The 16,922-nt window shown below is 71.5% G+C and carries 16 protein-coding genes and 1 pseudogene; 8 read left to right on the top strand and 9 right to left on the bottom strand.

Annotation, left to right across the window (positions count from 1 at the left end):
• Positions 1 to 293: 293 nt before the first annotated feature.
• From P3T39_RS19070 to P3T39_RS19060, 3 genes are all read right to left on the bottom strand, one after another.
• On the bottom strand, positions 294 to 1,301 hold the full coding sequence (locus tag P3T39_RS19070; RefSeq protein WP_280699275.1) for an endonuclease/exonuclease/phosphatase family protein: 1,008 nt from the start codon (positions 1,299 to 1,301) through the stop codon (positions 294 to 296).
• 121 nt (positions 1,302 to 1,422) lie between these two features.
• Complete coding sequence (locus tag P3T39_RS19065) at positions 1,423 to 2,139, bottom strand: TetR/AcrR family transcriptional regulator (RefSeq protein WP_280699273.1); 717 nt, start codon at positions 2,137 to 2,139, stop codon at positions 1,423 to 1,425.
• 150 nt (positions 2,140 to 2,289) lie between these two features.
• Complete coding sequence (locus P3T39_RS19060; RefSeq protein ID WP_280699271.1) at positions 2,290 to 3,876, bottom strand: MFS transporter; 1,587 nt, start codon at positions 3,874 to 3,876, stop codon at positions 2,290 to 2,292.
• 292 nt (positions 3,877 to 4,168) lie between these two features.
• Between P3T39_RS19060 and panB the strand changes: the two genes are divergently transcribed.
• The 3 genes from panB (at position 4,169) to P3T39_RS19045 (ending at position 7,175) form a co-directional block, all read left to right on the top strand.
• Positions 4,169 to 5,044 carry a 3-methyl-2-oxobutanoate hydroxymethyltransferase gene (gene panB, locus P3T39_RS19055; protein WP_280699269.1) on the top strand — a complete coding sequence of 292 codons (876 nt, stop codon included), beginning with the start codon at positions 4,169 to 4,171 and terminating at the stop codon, positions 5,042 to 5,044.
• A gap of 311 nt (positions 5,045 to 5,355) precedes the next feature.
• On the top strand, positions 5,356 to 6,372 hold the full coding sequence (locus P3T39_RS19050; protein ID WP_280699267.1) for an ATP-binding cassette domain-containing protein: 1,017 nt from the start codon (positions 5,356 to 5,358) through the stop codon (positions 6,370 to 6,372).
• Positions 6,369 to 7,175, top strand: a complete 807-nt coding sequence (locus P3T39_RS19045; protein WP_280699265.1) for an ABC transporter permease — start codon at positions 6,369 to 6,371, stop codon at positions 7,173 to 7,175. The genes P3T39_RS19050 and P3T39_RS19045 overlap by 4 nt, the downstream gene beginning before the upstream one ends.
• A gap of 22 nt (positions 7,176 to 7,197) precedes the next feature.
• Here P3T39_RS19045 and P3T39_RS19040 read toward each other — a convergent pair whose 3' ends face one another.
• Positions 7,198 to 10,578, bottom strand: a complete 3,381-nt coding sequence (locus P3T39_RS19040; protein WP_280699346.1) for a BTAD domain-containing putative transcriptional regulator — start codon at positions 10,576 to 10,578, stop codon at positions 7,198 to 7,200.
• Between the two features lie 166 nt (positions 10,579 to 10,744).
• Here P3T39_RS19040 and P3T39_RS19035 point away from each other — a divergent pair, with 166 nt between their 5' ends.
• Entirely contained in the window at positions 10,745 to 11,560 is an 816-nt protein-coding gene (locus P3T39_RS19035; protein ID WP_280699263.1) for a site-2 protease family protein, read from the top strand.
• 28 nt (positions 11,561 to 11,588) lie between these two features.
• Here the strand turns inward: P3T39_RS19035 and P3T39_RS19030 are convergent, their stop codons facing one another.
• Together P3T39_RS19030 and npdG are read right to left on the bottom strand one after the other, a co-directional pair.
• Positions 11,589 to 11,777: a hypothetical protein gene (locus tag P3T39_RS19030; RefSeq protein ID WP_280699261.1), complete on the bottom strand. Its 189-nt coding sequence runs from the start codon at positions 11,775 to 11,777 to the stop codon at positions 11,589 to 11,591.
• Positions 11,778 to 11,877: 100 nt separating this feature from the next.
• Positions 11,878 to 12,570: an NADPH-dependent F420 reductase gene (gene npdG, locus P3T39_RS19025; protein ID WP_280699260.1), complete on the bottom strand. Its 693-nt coding sequence runs from the start codon at positions 12,568 to 12,570 to the stop codon at positions 11,878 to 11,880.
• Positions 12,571 to 12,618: 48 nt separating this feature from the next.
• Here npdG and P3T39_RS19020 point away from each other — a divergent pair, with 48 nt between their 5' ends.
• Positions 12,619 to 13,185 carry a hypothetical protein gene (locus tag P3T39_RS19020; protein WP_280699258.1) on the top strand — a complete coding sequence of 189 codons (567 nt, stop codon included), beginning with the start codon at positions 12,619 to 12,621 and terminating at the stop codon, positions 13,183 to 13,185.
• Between the two features lie 31 nt (positions 13,186 to 13,216).
• Here the strand turns inward: P3T39_RS19020 and P3T39_RS19015 are convergent, their stop codons facing one another.
• Complete coding sequence (locus P3T39_RS19015) at positions 13,217 to 13,474, bottom strand: hypothetical protein (protein ID WP_280699254.1); 258 nt, start codon at positions 13,472 to 13,474, stop codon at positions 13,217 to 13,219.
• A 134-nt stretch (positions 13,475 to 13,608) separates the two neighbouring features.
• Here P3T39_RS19015 and P3T39_RS19010 point away from each other — a divergent pair.
• Positions 13,609 to 14,202 (top strand): annotated as a pseudogene (locus tag P3T39_RS19010) (MFS transporter); the annotation flags it as partial.
• A gap of 45 nt (positions 14,203 to 14,247) precedes the next feature.
• Here the strand turns inward: P3T39_RS19010 and P3T39_RS19005 are convergent.
• Positions 14,248 to 14,481, bottom strand: coding sequence for a hypothetical protein (locus P3T39_RS19005; RefSeq protein ID WP_280699253.1), 234 nt, complete (start codon positions 14,479 to 14,481; stop codon positions 14,248 to 14,250).
• Positions 14,482 to 14,584: 103 nt separating this feature from the next.
• On the opposite strand from P3T39_RS19005, the gene map reads away from it, so the two are divergent.
• Complete coding sequence (gene map / locus P3T39_RS19000; RefSeq protein WP_280699251.1) at positions 14,585 to 15,430, top strand: type I methionyl aminopeptidase; 846 nt, start codon at positions 14,585 to 14,587, stop codon at positions 15,428 to 15,430.
• Positions 15,431 to 15,529: 99 nt separating this feature from the next.
• Here the strand turns inward: map and P3T39_RS18995 are convergent, their stop codons facing one another.
• On the bottom strand, positions 15,530 to 16,240 hold the full coding sequence (locus tag P3T39_RS18995; protein ID WP_280699249.1) for a bifunctional DNA primase/polymerase: 711 nt from the start codon (positions 16,238 to 16,240) through the stop codon (positions 15,530 to 15,532).
• 423 nt (positions 16,241 to 16,663) lie between these two features.
• On the opposite strand from P3T39_RS18995, the gene P3T39_RS18990 reads away from it, so the two are divergent.
• A complete protein-coding gene (locus P3T39_RS18990; RefSeq protein WP_280699247.1) occupies positions 16,664 to 16,885 on the top strand; it encodes a hypothetical protein in 222 nt (73 codons plus the stop codon).
• The last annotated feature ends 37 nt before the right edge of the window (positions 16,886 to 16,922 follow it).

Below are 16,922 nucleotides of genomic sequence, written 5' to 3'. Positions count from 1 at the left end.
GGCCGGCGCGAGTGGGAAGGGGGCCGCCTGCTGCTCCCGACCTGGGACGCGGATGGATCGAGCAGGCGGGACAGGCTGAGACAGCCGGTACAACTGCCGTTCCTCGGCAGTGAGACAGGAGTTGACTCCGCGCACTGGCACGCCCCGAACGGTCTCGGGCGCACTGGTCGCCCGCTTCCGCGACCGGGCGGCGACACGGATCACGTCCGTGGTCCGGCCCCGGGAGGGCGGGGTCCCTCACGACCTGGCCAGACGGGCGCGGTCAGAGGCAACGAGGAGGCGCACTGCCCCGATCAGTACCTGAAGGCGGCAGCGACGGCGCGGTGGTCGCTGCCGTCGGCCGGGAGGGTCCAGGCGTCGGTGGGCTTGAGGCCGCCCTTGCTGAGGATCTGGTCGATCCGGGCCATCGGGAAGGACGCGGGCCAGCTGAAGCCGAAGCCGTCCCCGGCGGCACCCTGGGCCGAGCGCATCTGGGCGGTGATCGGGGCCAGGCTGCGGTCGTTCACGGTGCCGTTGAGGTCTCCGAGCAGCAGGACCCGCTTCAGCGGCTCCGCCTCGATGGCATCGCCGAGCGCCTGTGCGCTGACATCCCGCCGGCCCGCGGTGAAGCCCGCGTCGGACTTCACCCGCACGGAGGGCAGATGCGCGACGTACACCGCGAGCGGGCCCTGCGGGGTGGTCACGGTGGCACGGAAGGCCCGGGTCCAGCCAATCTTGATGTCCACCCCGGAGACGTCGCCGAGCGGGTACTTCGACCAGAGTCCGACGGTGTTCTCGACCGCGTGGTACGGGTAGGCGGCGGCCAGCCCGCTGCTGTACGTCGGGACGGCCTGTGCGGCCAGCTCCTCCAGCGCGACGATCTGCGCACCGGAGTTGTTCAGCATCCGGACGGTCCCCGCCGGGTCGCTGTTCGCGGCGGCCACGTTGTGGGTGAGGACGGTGAAGTCGCCCTTGCCGCTGCTCTTGTCGAACAGCAGGCCGCCGAACATGTTGAGCCAGACGATGGTCGGCAGCAGCACCGCCGCCAGCGCGGTCGCCGAGCGCCGCAGCAGGGCGGCGACCAGCAGCAGCGGCACCGTCAGCCCGACCCAGGGAAGGAAGGTCTCCAGCAGACTGCCCAGGTTGCCCAGCGAGTTGGGCACCGAGGAGTGGAGGGCGAGCAGCCCGGCGGTGAGGACGGCGAGCGCCGCAATGATCCAGCCGCGGCGCCATTCGGGGCGCACTCGGCGGCCGGTGGCACCCGAGGAGGCGGGGTCGCCCTCACCGTCCTGGGGTGTCACTGCCCTGTCCAGCTGCGCCATGGCCTGATCCTCCGTACTGTCCCCGTCTGACCGAGATCATGCCGCTTTGGTCGGATTCTCGGATCAGCCTATGCCGGGACAGACGCGGGTACCGTCGAGGCGGGTTGCGGCACGCGCCCGATCAGTGAGATTCACCACCGGAGGGACTCACCACGGCCGGGGCCTGGGCGGGCGCGGCGATGCCATTGAGGACGGCGTCGACCAACTGCTCGGCCAGCGCGGGATCGTCCAGCGGCGCTTCCTCCCAGAAGACCGTCCGCAGCAGGATCGGGCCCATCACCACCTCGGCCAGCAGCTCGATGTCGAGGTCCGAACGGAACACGCCCTCGGCCACCCCGCGCCGGATGATCTGCCGGACCAGCTCCCGCCGGGGTTCGACCACCCGCTGCTGGTAGATGGTCCGCAGCTCGGGCCAGCTGTTCAGCTGGCCGAGCGCGGTCTTCAGCACCCAGCGCGAGCGCTTGGCCAGGCCCCGGCGGCGCATGAACTCCATCATCGCCACCAGCTCCTCGCGCACCGTGCCGCCGATGAGCTCGGGCTCGGGGGACTCCAGCCGGGCGACCACGTCGACCAGCAGGGCCTCCTTGTTGGGCCAGCGCCGGTAGATGGTGGCCTTGCCCACGCCGGCCGCCGAGGCGATTCCCTCGATCGAGAGGTCGGCCAGACCCGCGCCGTCCTCCATCAGCCGTTCTACCGCGGTGACGATCGCCTGCTCGGCCGCCTCGCTGCGCGGACGGCCGCGCCGCCGGGCGCAGGGCTCGACTGCGGGGCAGTCGGACTCGACGGCGAGGTCGTCGAGGTCGGCTCGTGGCGCCGGGGCCGTGGTGTCGATCTGCATGGCGCTATTCTCCACAGCGGTTCTCCGCCATCCGTTCCTCCGCCACGGCCCGCGCCCGCCTCAGCGTCACGGCCCGCGACTCCTTGCCGATATACCCCCCGACAGAACTGGCCCGCCGCCCGTACCTGGCCTGCCGCCTCCCCGAGCCGCTCAGACCTTCGCGGGCTCCTGCCGTTCGGTCTGCGGCTGCCCCTGGGCGCCGGGCACGGCCGGGGCCTTGGCCGGAAGCAGGAACCAGGCGAGCAGCACACCGACCGCGGTGATCCCCGCGGAGAGCCCGGCGACGATGTGCATGGCGTGGATGAAGGCGTCCTTGGCGGGCTCGATCAGCTCGGCGCGGTGGGAGCCGTCGGCGATCGCCATCGTCGCCTCCAGGGACTCCCCGGCCTTGTCGCGCAGCCCGGCGGGGAGCTGGGCCAGCTGGTCGGCGACGCCGTCCCGGTACACGGTGGAGAGCACGGCGCCCAGGACGGCGACCCCGAGCGAGCCGCCCACCTGGCGGAAGGTGTTGTTGATCGCCGACCCGGCACCGGCCTTCTCACGCGGCAGCGAGCCCATGATGGCCACGGTGACCGGCGGCATGACGTGCGCCATACCCGCGCCCATCACGAAGCCCAGCACGACCAGCACCCAGATCGAGGTGGTGAGGCCGAGCAGCAGGTAGCCGAGGAAGCCGACCGCGATCAGCGCCATACCGCCGGCACAGGTGGCCCGGACGCCGAAGCGGTCCACCACCAGGCGCGCCCGGGGTGCGAAGAGCATCTGGGCGGCGGCCATCGGCAGCATCAGCACACCGGCCTGAAGGGCGCTGTAGCCGCGCACGCTCTGGGTGTAGAAGACGCCGAAGAAGGAGACGCCCATCAGCGCGAAGAAGACCAGGCCGATCACCATGACGGAGCCGGTGAACTGCTTGCGGCGGAACCAGCTGACGTCCAGCGCCGGGTGGTCGGTGTGCTTCTCGTGCAGGACGAACAGGACCAGCGCCACCACACCGCCGAGCAGCGGGCCCCAGGCCGCGGGCGCGGTGAAGTCGGCCAGCTCGCCGCCCTTGATGATGCCGTAGATCAGCGCGACCAGGCCGATGATCGAGAGCACCACACCGAGCGGGTCCAGCTTGCCGGGCCTGGGGTCACGGGAGTTGGGGACCAGGAGCGACATCGCGACCAGGGCGAGGGCCACGATCGGGACGTTGACCAGGAAGACCGAGCCCCACCAGAAGTGCTCGATCAGCACACCGCCGGTGATGGGGCCGATCGCGATCGCCAGGCCCACCGCACCGGCCCAGATGCCGATCGCCTTGGGCTGCTCGTGCCGCTCGAAGACGTTCATGATGATCGCCAGCGTGGCGGGCATCACAAAGGCACCGCCGAGGCCCATCACCGCACGGAAGGTGATCAGTTCGCCGGGCGAGGAGGCCAGGGCCGAGAGCAGCGAGCCGAGGCCGAAGACCAGCATGCCGCCGAGCAGCGTCCACTTTCGGCCGATCCGGTCGCCGAGCAGGCCGGCCGTGAAGAGCAGGCCGGCGAAGACCAGCGTGTACGAGTTGATCGCCCACTCCAGATCGCTCTGGCTGGCCCCGAGGCCGGTGGGGGCGGGCGAGGCGATGGTCTTCATCGCCACGTTGAGGATCGAGTTGTCGAGGACGACGACAAGGAGCGCGAGCACGAGGGTGCCGAGGATCGCCCAGCGGCGGCGATGTATCGCCTCGGGGACCTGCTGCGGTGCGGCTGTGGACATCGGTGAGTGTTCCCGTCCGTACGAGGATGTGCAGACTTACGAGCCGGATCCGTCTCGTAACCCCTTCCTGCCGAGCATATCCTCACTTCCGATACGAGACGGGGCCGTATCGTAAAGCCGAGGCAAAACCGGTGCCGCCTCGGGGGTACTCGGGGTGCGGGGACAGGGCGAACGGCACGCGGGACTGTCCGGTCCCCGCTCTTTGCGCCCGGCGCGCGGCGTGCAAGCATGGGAGCAGATCCGGGGACGCCGCACGGCGCCACGAGACGACAACCCTTCAGGAGCCTGTTCAATGAACGCTTCTCCGCTTTCGCCTGCCCAGACGCCGGACGGCGGCACGCCGACCGTCCTCTACGGCGGTGTCACCAACCGCCGGGTGACCGTCCGCGACCTCGCCAAGGCGAAGCAGCACGGTGAGCGCTGGGCGATGCTCACCGCGTACGACGCCCTGACCGCCGGAGTCTTCGACGAGGCCGGCATCCCGGTGCTGCTGGTCGGCGACTCGGCGGGCAACTGCCACCTCGGCTACGAGACCACCGTGCCGGTGACCATGGATCAGATGGTGATGCTCTCCGCAGCCGTCGTCCGAGGTACCAAGCGCGCGCTGATCGTCGCCGACCTGCCGTTCGGCTCCTACCAGGAGTCACCCGCCCAGGCCATGCACAACGCCGCCCGGCTGCTCAAGGAAGCCGGGGTCGGCGCCGTCAAGCTGGAGGGCGGGGAGCGCAGCGCCCGCGCCATCGAGCTGCTGGTCGAGGCCGGTATCCCGGTGATGGCCCACATCGGCCTCACCCCGCAGTCGGTGCACGCCTTCGGTGGCTACCCCGTGCAGGGCCGCGGCGACGAAGCCGCGCACCAGCTGCTGCGGGACGCAAAGGCCGTGCAGCAGGCGGGTGCCTTCTCGGTGGTGCTGGAGGCCGTCCCGGCCGAGCTGGCCGCACAGGTCACCGAACAGCTGGCGATTCCGACCGTCGGCATCGGCGCCGGGGTGGACACCGACGCCCAGGTGCTGGTCTGGACCGACATGGCCGGGATGACGGCCGGCCGGGTGCCGAAGTTCGTCAAGCAGTACGCCAACCTGCGGAGCGTCCTCGGCGACGCGGCCCGCGAGTTCGCGGCCGAGGTCGGCGCAGGGACCTTCCCGGCACCGGAACACACCTTCAAGTAACGCCCCGGCGAGTAACGCGCAGCTTCAGGGGCGCGGGGAACTGCGCGAGAAACCATGCACCTCCGTGGAGGGCTGGTCGCGCACGCAGTTGATCAGGCAGAGCCCCGCGCCCCTTGGTGGTGCATGGCTGATCGGGTACTCGCGCACCGCAAAGTGCATGGTTTTTCGCGCAGTCCCCGCGCCCCTTGGGCGCTGCGTGGCTCAGGCGCTGCGTGGCTCAGGCGTTGCGTGGCTCAGGCGCTGGCAGTGGGATGACAGCGGGGACAGTGCGATGACAGTGGCGTGACAGTCGGCCCCGGCAGCCTGGGGGCATGACACGAATCGACATCGCCCCGAGTGACCGGGGGCCCCGCAGCGGCAATGCCGTCGAGGTGCGCGGCATCGTCAAGCACTACGGCGAGACCAAGGCCCTCGACGGTGTCGACCTCACCGTCAGGCAGGGCACCGTCCTCGGCGTGCTCGGCCCCAACGGCGCCGGCAAGACCACCCTGGTCCGCGTACTCTCCACCCTGGTCAAGCCGGACGCCGGTACCGCGTACGTCGGCGGTTACGACGTGCTGCGCCAGCCCAGGCAGCTGCGCCGCACCATCGGCCTCACCGGCCAGTACGCCTCCGTGGACGAGCTGCTCTCCGGCTACGAGAACCTCTACCTGATCGGTCGGCTGCTCGACCTCCCGGCCAAGGAGGCCAAGGCCCGCGCCACCGAACTGCTGGAGCGCTTCTCGCTCACCGAGGCCGCCAAGCGTCCGGCCAAGACCTACTCCGGCGGTATGCGGCGCCGCCTCGACCTGGCCGCCAGCATGATCGGCCGCCCCAGGGTGCTCTACCTGGACGAGCCCACCACCGGTCTGGACCCGCGTACCCGCAACGAGGTCTGGGACGAGGTCCAGCGGATGGTCGCCGAGGGCTCCACCGTGCTGCTCACCACCCAGTACATGGAGGAGGCCGAGCAGCTCGCCCACGGGCTGACCGTGATCGACAGGGGCCGGGTGATCGCCAGCGGCGGTGTCAGTGAGCTCAAGACCCAGGTCGGCGGCCGCACCCTGCATGTGACACCGGCTCACACGGCCGAACTGCCCGAGATGGCCCGCTGCCTGCACGAGGCCGGCCTCACGGCCGCCACCGTCTCCGAGGACGCCGGAGTGCTCACCGTGCAGCTCGCCGATGACGAGCAACTCACCACCGTGGTGGGCGTGCTGGGCACCCGAAGCTTCGGCATCGCCTCCATCGACACCAAACTGCCGAGCCTGGACGAGGTCTTCCTCGCCATCACCGCCAAGCCCGCGGTCACCGCCGCCCCGACCCCCGCGAAGGAGACCGTGGCATGACCACCGCGATCGCGTACGAGACCTCAGACCCCCGGATCGGGCCCGGCGCCCACCTGCGGCACGTCGGTGCCCTCACCCGCCGCAACCTGATGCGGATCAAGGCCGACCCGGAGTCGATCCTGGACGCCGTGCTGGTCCCGATCATCCTGACTGTGCTTTTCTCCTACGTCTTCGGCGGCGCGGTCTCCGGCGACCAGCACACCTACATCCAGTACATGATCCCCGGCCTGCTCGGCACCACCGGGCTCAATCTGGCGATGGCGGTCGGAACGGGGCTGAACAGCGACTTCCAGACCGGCGTGATGGACCGGTTCCGCACCCTGCCGATTGGCCGGGCCTCGGTGCTGCTCTCCAAGATCGCCGCGGAGACCCTGCGCTGCCTGCTCTCCTTCACCATCCTGATCGGCTTCGCGATGGTCCTCGGCCTTGAGATCAAGACCGATCCCCTGCAACTGCTCGCGGCGGTCGGCCTCTCGCTGCTCTTCGGGATGTCGGTCGTCTGGATCTCCATGCTCCTGGGCATGTCACTGCGCAGCGCCCAGGCCGTCCAGGGAGTGTCGATGATGGTCATGATGCCGCTGCAGTTCGGCAGTTCGATCTTCGCGCCGACCAACAGCATGCCGGGCTGGCTCCAGTCCTTCACCCACTACAACCCGCTGTCCGCCCTGGCGGACGCCTGCCGCGCCCTGATCAACGGCCAGGGGGCGGTGGCCCACCCCGTGACCGTCGTGCTGCTGTGGTCGGTGGCGATCACCGCCGTCACCGCCCCGCTCGCGGTGGCCAGGTTCCGCAGGCGGGCCTGACCGCACACCGTCCGGCGTGACGTCAAACACCGGCCCCGTCAGGGTCGTTCATCATGGCGGCCGCCTCCGTGAGGGTGAGGCGGCCGCCATCGGCGACGGCCTCCCGGTAGTCGTCCTCGCCGAGCAGTCTGCGCAGGTCCCGGTCGCCGCGCTCGCGCTCCTGCCGCTCCAGGTGCGAACCGCGTTCGCCGTGCAGGGCGCAGTGCGCGCCGAGCAGCACGGCCGCCCGCCTGGCCGGGCGCAGGTCGCCCCGCGACTCGGCGAGCCGCGCCAGCACCCCGACGGCCGGCAGGATCAGCTTGACGGTCATGTGCTCGGTGAAGACCGTGGCCAGGCTGTCCACCGAGTTGACCATCCGCCGCGCCTCGCGCAGCAGCTCCACGCCCCGCTCCGCATCACCGTCGAGGGCCACCACCCAGGCCCGGATCGAGGCCACGATGCCCCGGAAGATCCCCGGTACCAGCGGGCCGAACGACCGCTGGCTCTGCTCCAGGAGGTCCATCTGGTGCAGCGCCTCGGCGTACTCCCCTCGTGAGGCGTGCAGGCTGCAGAGCACCATCCGCCCGTACAGCATCGCCCCGTCGGCGGACCGGTTGCCGGTCTCGATGCTCTCCAGCGCCTGCCTGACCAGCCGTTCGCCCTCCTCCGGGTCGTCGGCGAACAGCGTCTCGCCGAGCTGGACCTGGAGCAGCGGTACCTCCTGCGGGGCTCCGAGCTCCTGGGCCAGCCCGATCGCCCGCCGGTACGCCTCGGCCGCCCGGACACTTTCGCCGCGCTTGGAGGCGTTCTCGGCCTGGGAGGCCAGCGCCTCGGAGATGCCCCACCGGTCGCCGGCCCTGGTGAAGATCTCCAGCGCCTCGTCGCTGTCCCGGACCGCCTCGTCCAGGCCGCCCGCCCAGTCGTTGAGCATCCGCGAGCGTATCTGCAGGATGAAGGCGAGGTCACCGTCCCGCCCGTGGCGGCGGCAGCCGTCGACCGCACCGTCCAGCAGAGTCCGCAGCTGGTCCATCTCCCCTGCCAGGAAGGCCGCGAAGACCCGCATCAGCGCGGGGTAGCGGAAGGACTGCGGCAGGTCCGGGGTGTAGGTCTCCAGCACCCGGCGGGCGAGCTCCGCGATCGCGGGGTCGCCCAGCATCGCCATGTTCCCGGTGAACATGCTGACCAGCCGGTGCAGATGGATCTGCCGCCGGGCCTCCTGGAGCAGCTCGGGAGACATCGGCAACGGCATCTCCAGTGGATCGACCAGCAGTGGGACGGGCTCGGGCGCATCGTCGGCGAAGGGGTCGGGGCCGAGCACGGCGACCGCCTCGTACCAGCCGCGCGCCTCGGTCCGGAAGTCGCGCAGCGACCAGAACCAGCTCATCCCGAGCGCCAGGATCAGCGCCTCCTGCTCCTCGCCCGAGTCCACCGCACGGCGCAGCGCGGCGCGGATGTTGTCCTGCTCGCGCCCCAATACGGCCAGCCAGTGCAGCTGTTCGGGGCCGTGCAGATTCAGTTCGGCGGTGCGGACCAGCTCGCGGAAGCAGTGGATGTGCCGGAGTGCCACCTGCTGGTCGCCGGCCTCGGCGAGCCGCTCGGTGGCGTACTCGTGGATGGTCTCCAGCATCCAGTACCTGGTCTCCTCGCCGAGACCGGCGACCAGCAGGGACTTGTCCACCAGCGAGAGCAGCAGGTCGGCGACCTCCTCGCGGGGCACCTCGGCGTCGTCGGCGCAGACCTGCTCGGCCTCCTCGAGCGTCCAGCCTCCGGCGAAGACGGCCAGGCGGCGGAGCACGGCGCGCTCGCGCTCGCCCAGCAGGTCCCAGCTCCAGTCGACCACGGCGCGCAGGGTCTGCTGACGGGGCAGCAGGGTGCGGGATCCGGCGGTGAGCAGGGCGAACCGGCCGTCCAGGCGGTCGGCGAGCTGGCGCGGGGTCAGTCCGCGCAGGCGGGCGGCGGCCAGTTCGATGGCCAGCGGCAGGCCGTCCAGACGGCGGCAGATCTCGGCGCAGGCTGCGGCGTCCTCGGCCGGGTCGAAGCCGGGGCGGGCGGCGGCACCGCGCTCGGCCAGCAGCCGCAGCGCGACCGGGTCGGGCAGCGGCTCCACCGGCAGCACCACCTCACCGGGCACCCCGAGCGGCTCGCGACTGGTCGCCAGGACGGTCAGCTCCGGGCACTCGGCGAGGAGTTGGTCGACCAGCTCGGCGGCTGCCTGGATCAGATGCTCGCAGTTGTCCAGCACCAGCAGCATCCGGCGCGGGGCGCAGTGCTCGACGATCCGGCGCGCCGGGTCCTCCGTGCGCGCCACCTCGCCCACCGCGCCGCCGGTGTGCAGGACGGTCTCGCGCAGGCCGAGGGCGGAGAGCACCGCGCCGGGCACGTCGGCCGGATCCTCCAGCGGGGCCAGCTCGGCCAGCCAGACACCGTCCGGCCAACTGCCCGCGGCCGCCTGGCCGTCGGTGGCGGCGGCCCGTCCCGCCTCGACCGAGAGGCGGGTCTTGCCGGAGCCGCCGGGGCCGGTGAGCGTGGTCAGCCGTCCTGCCGTCAAGGCGGCCTTCAGCGCGGTGAGTTCACTCTCGCGACCGACGAAGCTGGTCAGTCTCGGGCGCAGGTTGCCGACCGGGCGCGCCGGGGCTGCGGATACGGGGGCAGCCGACGCGGGCTCCGGCTGGGGCTGCCTGGCCACCGCCGGCTCCGGGGCCGTCGAGCGGAGCAGTGCGCGGTGCAGGGCCTGGAGCCCGGCTCCCGGGTCCGCGCCCAGCTGCTCGGCCAGTGCCCGGCGGGCGCGCTCGTACTGCTGGAGGGCCTCGGCCGTGCGGCCGCTGTCGTGCAGGGCACGGATCAGCAGGATCTGCATCTGCTCGTCCAGCGGGCGCTCCGCGCACAGTTCGGCCAGTTCGGCGGTCAGTTCCGCGGCCCGGCCGAGCTCCAGTTCGGCGCCGATCCGGTGCCTGCGGGCCTCCTCGCACTGGGCCTCCAGCCGGGTGGCCGGGCCACTGCGGTCGGGCAGGTCGGCCAGGGCGGGGCCGCGCCAGAGGCCGAGCGCGGCGGTCATCCGCTCGGCGGCGAGCGCGTGGTCGGCGGCACTCAGAGCCTGGCGGCCTTCGGCGAGCAGCCGCTGGAACTCGCCGAGGTCGGTGTGCCGGCCGGTCAGCCAGTACCCGGCGGGCCCCGAGCCGACCTCGTCCCGCCCGATGGTGCGGCGCAGCCGTCCGACCAGCGTCTGGAGGGCCGCCGAGGAGTCCTGCGGGGGCCCGGCTCCCCAGACCTCGTCCACCAGCAGCTCGGCGGGAACGGGCCGCCCCTGCCGCAGCACCAGCGCGGCGAGCAGGGCGCGCAGCCGGGCACCGCCCAGCGGGACGGGGGTGCCGTCGTCCTGATGAGCGGTGGTTGTTCCGAGGATGCCGTAGTGCACGGACACCATTGTGGTGGACGGCCGGGAGGGCGCACGCACATTTGTCCCACCGGGAGAGGGCCGGCACGGAACCCTCGCCCGGCGCCGTCCGTTCACGGGGGACGGCTTGTCCAGGCGCCGTCCGGCCCTGCATGATCGACCTTTGCCCTCCCCTACCTCCCGGAGCACCGCCGCCATGACCTTCGCCGAAACCCAGCGCTCGCGCAGCGAGGACCGCCGGATCAGCCCGGTCTTCTGGGTCCTGCTCGCGACCCTCGGCACCGCAGGCTGGGCGGTGGCGACGGGGTACGGCAATGCGGGCCTCGGGGTCTTCCTCTTCGTGGTGGCGGGCTGGATGGTGTCGCTGTGCCTGCACGAGTACGCGCACGCGCGGACCGCGATGCACAGCGGTGACGTCACGATAGGGTCCAAGGGCTACCTGACGCTCAATCCGTTCAAGTACGCCAATGCGATCTTCAGCTTCGTGCTGCCCGTGCTCTTCGTCGTCCTGGGCGGCATCGGCCTGCCCGGCGGCGCCGTCTACATCGAGCGGCACCGGATCCAGGGCAGGCTCAAGCACAGCCTGATCTCGGCGGCGGGCCCGCTGGTGAACGTCCTGTGCGCGGCCGTCCTACTGATCCCGATCGGCGCGGGCTGGCTGGACAACCCCTCCGTGCACGTCACCCTCGAGGGCCACGAGCTGAACGTCTCCCCGCTGGCCGCGGCACTCGGCTTCCTCGGGCTCCTCCAGGTCAGCGCGGCCCTGCTGAACCTGCTCCCGGTCCCCGGCCTGGACGGCTACGGGATCATCGAGCCCTGGCTCTCGCTGAAGGCCCGCCGGGCGGTCGAGCCCTTCGCCCCGTACGGGCTGCTGGCGGTCTTCATCGTGCTGTGGCAGTCCGAGGTCAACCGGTGGTTCTTCGACCTGGTCTACCGGATCATGGACCTCTTCGGCGTGGACAGCACCTACGCCGCGCTCGGCGACTACCTCTTCCGCTTCTGGAAGAACTGAGGCGCCCGGCAAGATCGGCCGACAGAGCCTAGCCCCGGCCGGCGGCGTCGGCCTTCGCCAGGCGCTCGCGGCGCAGGTAGAACCAGGCGATGTTGCTGGAGACGCCCGCCATCAGCACCCACACCACGCCCAGCCAGTTGCCCTGCACGAAGGAGACCACGGCTGCGGCGACCGCCAGTACGAAGACGATCGAGGCGTAGAGGGCGGTGCGGGGCATGGCTCGGGGCTCCTAACGAATCAGTGACCGTCCCATTCTCGCCGAAGGGCCCCCCGCACCGTCGCAGGGGGCCCTTCGGACACGCTCGGACGGGTGATGGTCACACGTCGGTGACGCGCAGGCCCGCGTGGGCCTTGTAGCGGCGGTTCACCGAGATCAGGTTGGCCACCAGCGACTCCACCTGGTGGGCGTTGCGCAGCCGGCCCGCGAAGATGCCCCGCATCCCGGGGATCCGGGCGGCCAGCGCCTGGACGATGTCGGTCGCCTCGCGGTCGTCGCCGAGCACCATCACATCGGTGTCGATCTGCTCGATCGAGGGGTCCTGGAGCAGCACCGCCGAGAGGTGGTGGAAGGCCGCCGTCACCCGGGCGTCCGGCAGCAGGACGGCGGCCTGCTGGGCGGCGCTCCCCTCCTCCGGCCTGAGGGCGTACGCGCCCTGCTTGTCGAAGCCCAGCGGGTTGACACAGTCCACCACGATCTTGCCCGCGAGCTCCTCCCGCAGGGCGGCGAGGGTGGCCGCGTGGCCGTCCCACGGCACGGCGACGATCACGAGGTCGCTCTCCCGGGAGGCGGTCGCGTTGTCCGCGCCCCGGATGCCGAGGCCCAGTTCGGCGGCCGCGGCCTCGGCGCGCTCCGCCGTACGGGAGCCGATCACCACCTGCTGCCCGGCCTTGGCCAGTCGATAGGCCAGGCCGCGGCCCTGGTCGCCGGTGCCGCCCAGGACGCCGACCACCAGCTGGGAGACATCGGGGAACCGGCGGTCCTGCTCGGTCACTGAATCGTGGGTACTCATGCGGAAGATCCTGCCAAAGCCGGGCCTTCTGCTCCATCCTGTACGGCCATGGACGCGGTGAGAGTTTCAGCACTGACCCGGTCACTGGCGGGTACCGGCTGGCCGGAGAGCACCCGGGCCTTCGGCGGCGTACTCCGCCGGTCCGTCAGCCGCCGCACGGCCGCCGGGCTGCTGCTGGTCGGCACCGAGGGGTACGAACCCTGGCACCTGGCCGCCCACCTGGACACGGAGGCCGCCTGCTCCGGAGTGAGCGGCCTGTCCCCCGTCCTGCTGCGCCACCGCGTCCCGGACGGTTCACCCGTTCATCTCTCCCACGGCGTCGGGCGGTTGACTCAGGCCCGACGTGGCGCCACCGTCCTGGTCGTCGCGCCGGACCCCGTCGAGGCCCCGCTGCTGGAACGCGTCCACGACGCCCGCCGCAGCGGCGCCACCGTCCTCGCCCTCGACACCGGCGACCAGGAACTCGCCGCTCTCGCCCATGAACGCCTCGTCGTCCCGGACGCCACCGAGGAGCCCTTCGGCCTCGTCCAGCACCTCGTCAGCACCGCGGCCGGCACCCGCTCCCGGTTCCGGTTCTTCACCCACCTGCTCTCGTCCCCCGTCGCCCACTGGTAGGCCGCTGCCGGAGAGTCCGGTTCAGGAAGCGCTACCGGCCTTCGAGTTCGGCGGCACGGCGGAGGTCCTTGGGGCGGCCGACGGCGCGGCGCATCCGGTTGAGGTCCTCGCGGCGCAGATAGCGGACGACGAGACCGCCCGGAGCGTTGGCGCAGAGGGCACGGGGGATGAACTCGGCGACGGAGAGGCCGCCCCAGGCCAGGGCCGGGGTGCAGCAGTCACCGGTCACCGTCGGCGAGGTGAACTCGACCTTCGAGGCCGGTGGCCGGTCGGTCTCGGGTGAGTTCACGGGTCCGTCGTAAGGCGGTGTGCAGCCGTTCCAGGACGTGCTCGGGCACCCGGGAGTCATCGGTCATCCGTCCATTCAAGAACACCGCCGCGGCGACGCGCAGCCACTACCCCCCCCCATCCGGCCCGGGAGTGCTGGTGCTGTTCTCCGAGGCGGGTCTGGGTCTGCTCTCCGGACTGCTGCTGCTCAACGCGCTGCTTCCGCACCCCGTGCTGTGGCCGATCTACCTGGTGGCCGCGCTGGTCGCCGCCGTGGACGGTCTGCAGCGGCCCGCGCTGGACTCGCTCACCCCGAGGATCGTCGCGCACGACCAGCTCACCGCCGCATTCGCCCTCAACTCCCTCTACCGGAACGCCGCTTCGGTGGCAGGTCCGGCCCTGGCGGGAGTCATCGTCGCGGTGGCGGGCGTGCAGACCGCGTATGTGCTGGACGTCGCCACCTTCGCGATCTGGAACCAGTCGATCCCCGACGAGCTGCGCGGCCGGCTGGCCGGGGTCGAGCTGCTGAGCTACTCGGTCGGTCCGCAGCTGGGACAGGTCCGGGTGGGCGGCATGGCCGCGCTGATCGGCGTCCGCGGTTCGGTCTGGGTCGGCGGACTGGCCTGTGTGGTCGGCGTGCTCGGACTGACCGCCACGCTGCCCAGGCTGCTGGCCTACGACTCCCGCACCGACCCGCACGCGGCCGCCGTCCGTGCCTGGCGGCAGGCGGAACCGGCAGCCGCTTCCTGAGGTCTCGGACGTCGGATCAGCCGCGCACCACCGGGAGCGCGGGGCTCAGGCCTGCTCGTCGGACGGCGGTTCGGTGTCCTGCCAGCGCGGGTCGTTCCGCCACTCGCGGTTCCGTTCGGCGGCGATCTCCAGCGCGTGGGCGGCCTCCTCCCGGGTGGTGTACGGACCGAGACGGTCCTTGGCCGGGCACTCGGGGCCCTCCTCCACCTTGGCGTGCTTGATGCAGTAGAACCACTCCCCCGGCTTGCCGGTGGGCTTCCGGCCGATTCCCAGCGCCATGGTGCTCTCCCGTCGCTCGTTCGCTTCGGTATGGATCATTCCCGGTACCCGGCTCGCACACACAGCCGGGGCAGTCCGGCGCCCGGCCGATAGACTCGCGGCCATGGCTCTCGTACCCGGCATCCAGTCCCCCACCCGCAAGGTCCCGGCGCACATCGCGCGCCCCGAGTACGTCGGCAGGCCCGCGCCGACCCCGTACACCGGGCCCGAGGTGCAGACCGCCGAGACGATCGAGAAGATGCGGGTCGCGAGCCGGATCGCCGCGCAGGCGATGGCGGAGGCCGCGAAGCTGATCGCGCCGGGTGTCACCACCGACGCGCTCGACGCCGTTGCCCACGAGTACATGTGCGACCACGGCGCGTACCCCTCGGACCTCGGCTACCGGGGCTTCCCCAAGTCGATCTGCACCTCGATCAACGAGGTGATCTGCCACGGCATCCCGGACTCGACGGTCCTTCAGGACGGCGACATCGTCAACATCGACGCGACCGCCTACATCCACGGCGTGCACGGCGACCTCAACGCCACCTACCTCTGCGGCGACGTGGACGAGGAGTCCAGGCTGCTGGTCGAACGCACCCGGGAGTCGCTCAACCGGGCGATCAAGGCGGTCAAGCCCGGCCGTCAGATCAATGTGATCGGCCGCGTCATCGAGTCCTACGCCAAGCGCTTCGACTACGGCGTGGTGCGCGACTTCACCGGACACGGCATCAACACGTCGTTCCACTCCGGTCTGATCATTCCGCACTACGACAGCGAGCGGGCCACCGAGGTCATCAAGCCCGGTATGACCTTCACCATCGAGCCGATGCTCACCCTGGGCACGTACGACTACGAGATCTGGGAGGACGGCTGGACGGTCGTCACCAAGGACCGCAAGCGGACCGCCCAGTTCGAGCACACCCTGGTGGTCACGGCGGACGGCGCGGAGATCCTCACCCTGCCGTGACCCACCGCTTCAGAAGGGAACGGGTGAGCAGACAGGGGCGCGCCCCTGAAAAGCTCCCCGGCCCGTTCCAAAGATGAGGTCCCCTCCCGAAACGGGCTGCTAGCCGATGAGCCACTGCTCCTCGGCGACGGCACCCACCTCGGTGCAGGCGTCGGTGAGAACGTCCAGGACGCGGAGCGCGTCCGGCAGCGGCTGCTCGGGCCCGCGCCCACTCAGCCAGCGGACCTGGGAGCCGTCCGGCAGTGCGGCGGGCGGCAGCAGGGTGTACGAGCCCCGGCAGTGCCAACGCAGGCCCGGGTGCTCGGACATGGTGTCCGGTGTGCTGTCCAGGACGCTCGGCCACCACTCGTCCTCGTCCACCGGGGTGCCGCGGGTGGCCGTGAAGAACAGGTACCGGTCGTCGCCGACGGCCGCGACCGGCCCGCCCACGCCGAGTTCGTCGAGCCGGCCCAGGGCGAGCCGGCCGGCCTCGGCGGGGACGTCCAGGACGTCGTGCGCGCGGCCGGTGGCGGTGATGAAGTTCGCCTGCGGGTCACGGGCGAGCCAGTGGGTCAGCTGCTCGGGGTCGGTGGTCGCCTGGGTCTGCCAGGCGAAGGAGACGGGGTGCTGGGCGGGGGCCGGACAGCCGACGCGGTCACAGGAACAGCGATAGCCGGCCGGGTGCGCGGCCGGGGCGACCGGGAAGCCCGCTCCGACGGCACCTCGCAGCAGATCCAGTCGATAGGCCGCTTCCGCACCGCCTGCCGCAGGCTCCGCCTGCTGCCGCTCACGCCTCCGCCACCAGGTCGTCCACCTGCCGCTGGCTTCCATCGGACCCCTTTCGCACCCTGCCGTGAGCTGCCGTGCCTGGTAGGCACGGCGACCGACGCAACATCCGACGCAACATCCGGGTTCGCCTGCTGCTTCCCGAGTGGTGCTCGATCCGGCACGTCTGCCATGAGCCGGAGCCGGGGTTGCCGGACGGCCAACGCCTGGGTCACGGTACGGAGTACGAGAGTTGGGCTCGGCGGGAAGGCACACCGACGCGCGCCCGACCCGGCCCGTACAGGGCCCGCAGACCCGGGTGAACCCCAGGGGCGTACAGAGCAGGATAAGGGTGCCGGGCGGGTCCGATTGACCGGGGGCGGTGCTGCGGCCGTCCCGGCACCGTCACCGGGGCTCCGTTGCTCCGTCTCTCCAGCGTCACCGCTTCTCCACGACCGGCCCGTTCGCCGGTCGGTCTACGCTGGGGTGATGAGAAGCGCCGAAACCGAATTCGTGGGCGGACCGCTGGACGGCAAGGTGCTGCCGATCATGCTGAGCCCGCTCAACAGCGTCCCCAAGGTCTACCGGGTGCCGGTCCCCGCCCACGGCGAGGTGCCGGCCACCACGCTGGTCTACCGCCGGTCCGAGCAGCGCGACTCCAAGGGGCGGCGCCGGTGGCAGTACGAGTACGACCAGGCCGCCTCCGAGTGATGCCGCCGCCGTCCTGACGGGCAGCGGCGGGCCCGGC

The organism is Kitasatospora sp. GP82 (genome assembly GCF_029892105.1).
Taxonomy (GTDB): Bacteria; Actinomycetota; Actinomycetes; order Streptomycetales; family Streptomycetaceae; genus Kitasatospora.
Note: the sequence above shows the minus strand (reverse complement) of the source record. Positions and strands in the feature narration are given on the sequence as shown.

Excerpts from the sequence above, each read along its gene's own strand:
- P3T39_RS19070 (WP_280699275.1), bottom strand. The coding sequence starts at position 1,301 with ATGGCGCAGCTGGACAGGGCAGTGACACCCCAGGACGGTGAGGGCGAC.
- P3T39_RS19065 (WP_280699273.1), bottom strand. The coding sequence starts at position 2,139 with ATGCAGATCGACACCACGGCCCCGGCGCCACGAGCCGACCTCGACGAC.
- P3T39_RS19060 (WP_280699271.1), bottom strand. The coding sequence starts at position 3,876 with ATGTCCACAGCCGCACCGCAGCAGGTCCCCGAGGCGATACATCGCCGC.
- panB (WP_280699269.1), top strand. The coding sequence starts at position 4,169 with ATGAACGCTTCTCCGCTTTCGCCTGCCCAGACGCCGGACGGCGGCACG.
- P3T39_RS19050 (WP_280699267.1), top strand. The coding sequence starts at position 5,356 with ATGACACGAATCGACATCGCCCCGAGTGACCGGGGGCCCCGCAGCGGC.
- P3T39_RS19045 (WP_280699265.1), top strand. The coding sequence starts at position 6,369 with ATGACCACCGCGATCGCGTACGAGACCTCAGACCCCCGGATCGGGCCC.
- P3T39_RS19040 (WP_280699346.1), bottom strand. The coding sequence starts at position 10,578 with ATGGTGTCCGTGCACTACGGCATCCTCGGAACAACCACCGCTCATCAG.
- P3T39_RS19035 (WP_280699263.1), top strand. The coding sequence starts at position 10,745 with ATGACCTTCGCCGAAACCCAGCGCTCGCGCAGCGAGGACCGCCGGATC.
- P3T39_RS19030 (WP_280699261.1), bottom strand. The coding sequence starts at position 11,777 with ATGCCCCGCACCGCCCTCTACGCCTCGATCGTCTTCGTACTGGCGGTC.
- npdG (WP_280699260.1), bottom strand. The coding sequence starts at position 12,570 with ATGAGTACCCACGATTCAGTGACCGAGCAGGACCGCCGGTTCCCCGAT.
- P3T39_RS19020 (WP_280699258.1), top strand. The coding sequence starts at position 12,619 with ATGGACGCGGTGAGAGTTTCAGCACTGACCCGGTCACTGGCGGGTACC.
- P3T39_RS19005 (WP_280699253.1), bottom strand. The coding sequence starts at position 14,481 with ATGGCGCTGGGAATCGGCCGGAAGCCCACCGGCAAGCCGGGGGAGTGG.
- map (WP_280699251.1), top strand. The coding sequence starts at position 14,585 with ATGGCTCTCGTACCCGGCATCCAGTCCCCCACCCGCAAGGTCCCGGCG.
- P3T39_RS18995 (WP_280699249.1), bottom strand. The coding sequence starts at position 16,240 with ATGGAAGCCAGCGGCAGGTGGACGACCTGGTGGCGGAGGCGTGAGCGG.
- P3T39_RS18990 (WP_280699247.1), top strand. The coding sequence starts at position 16,664 with ATGAGAAGCGCCGAAACCGAATTCGTGGGCGGACCGCTGGACGGCAAG.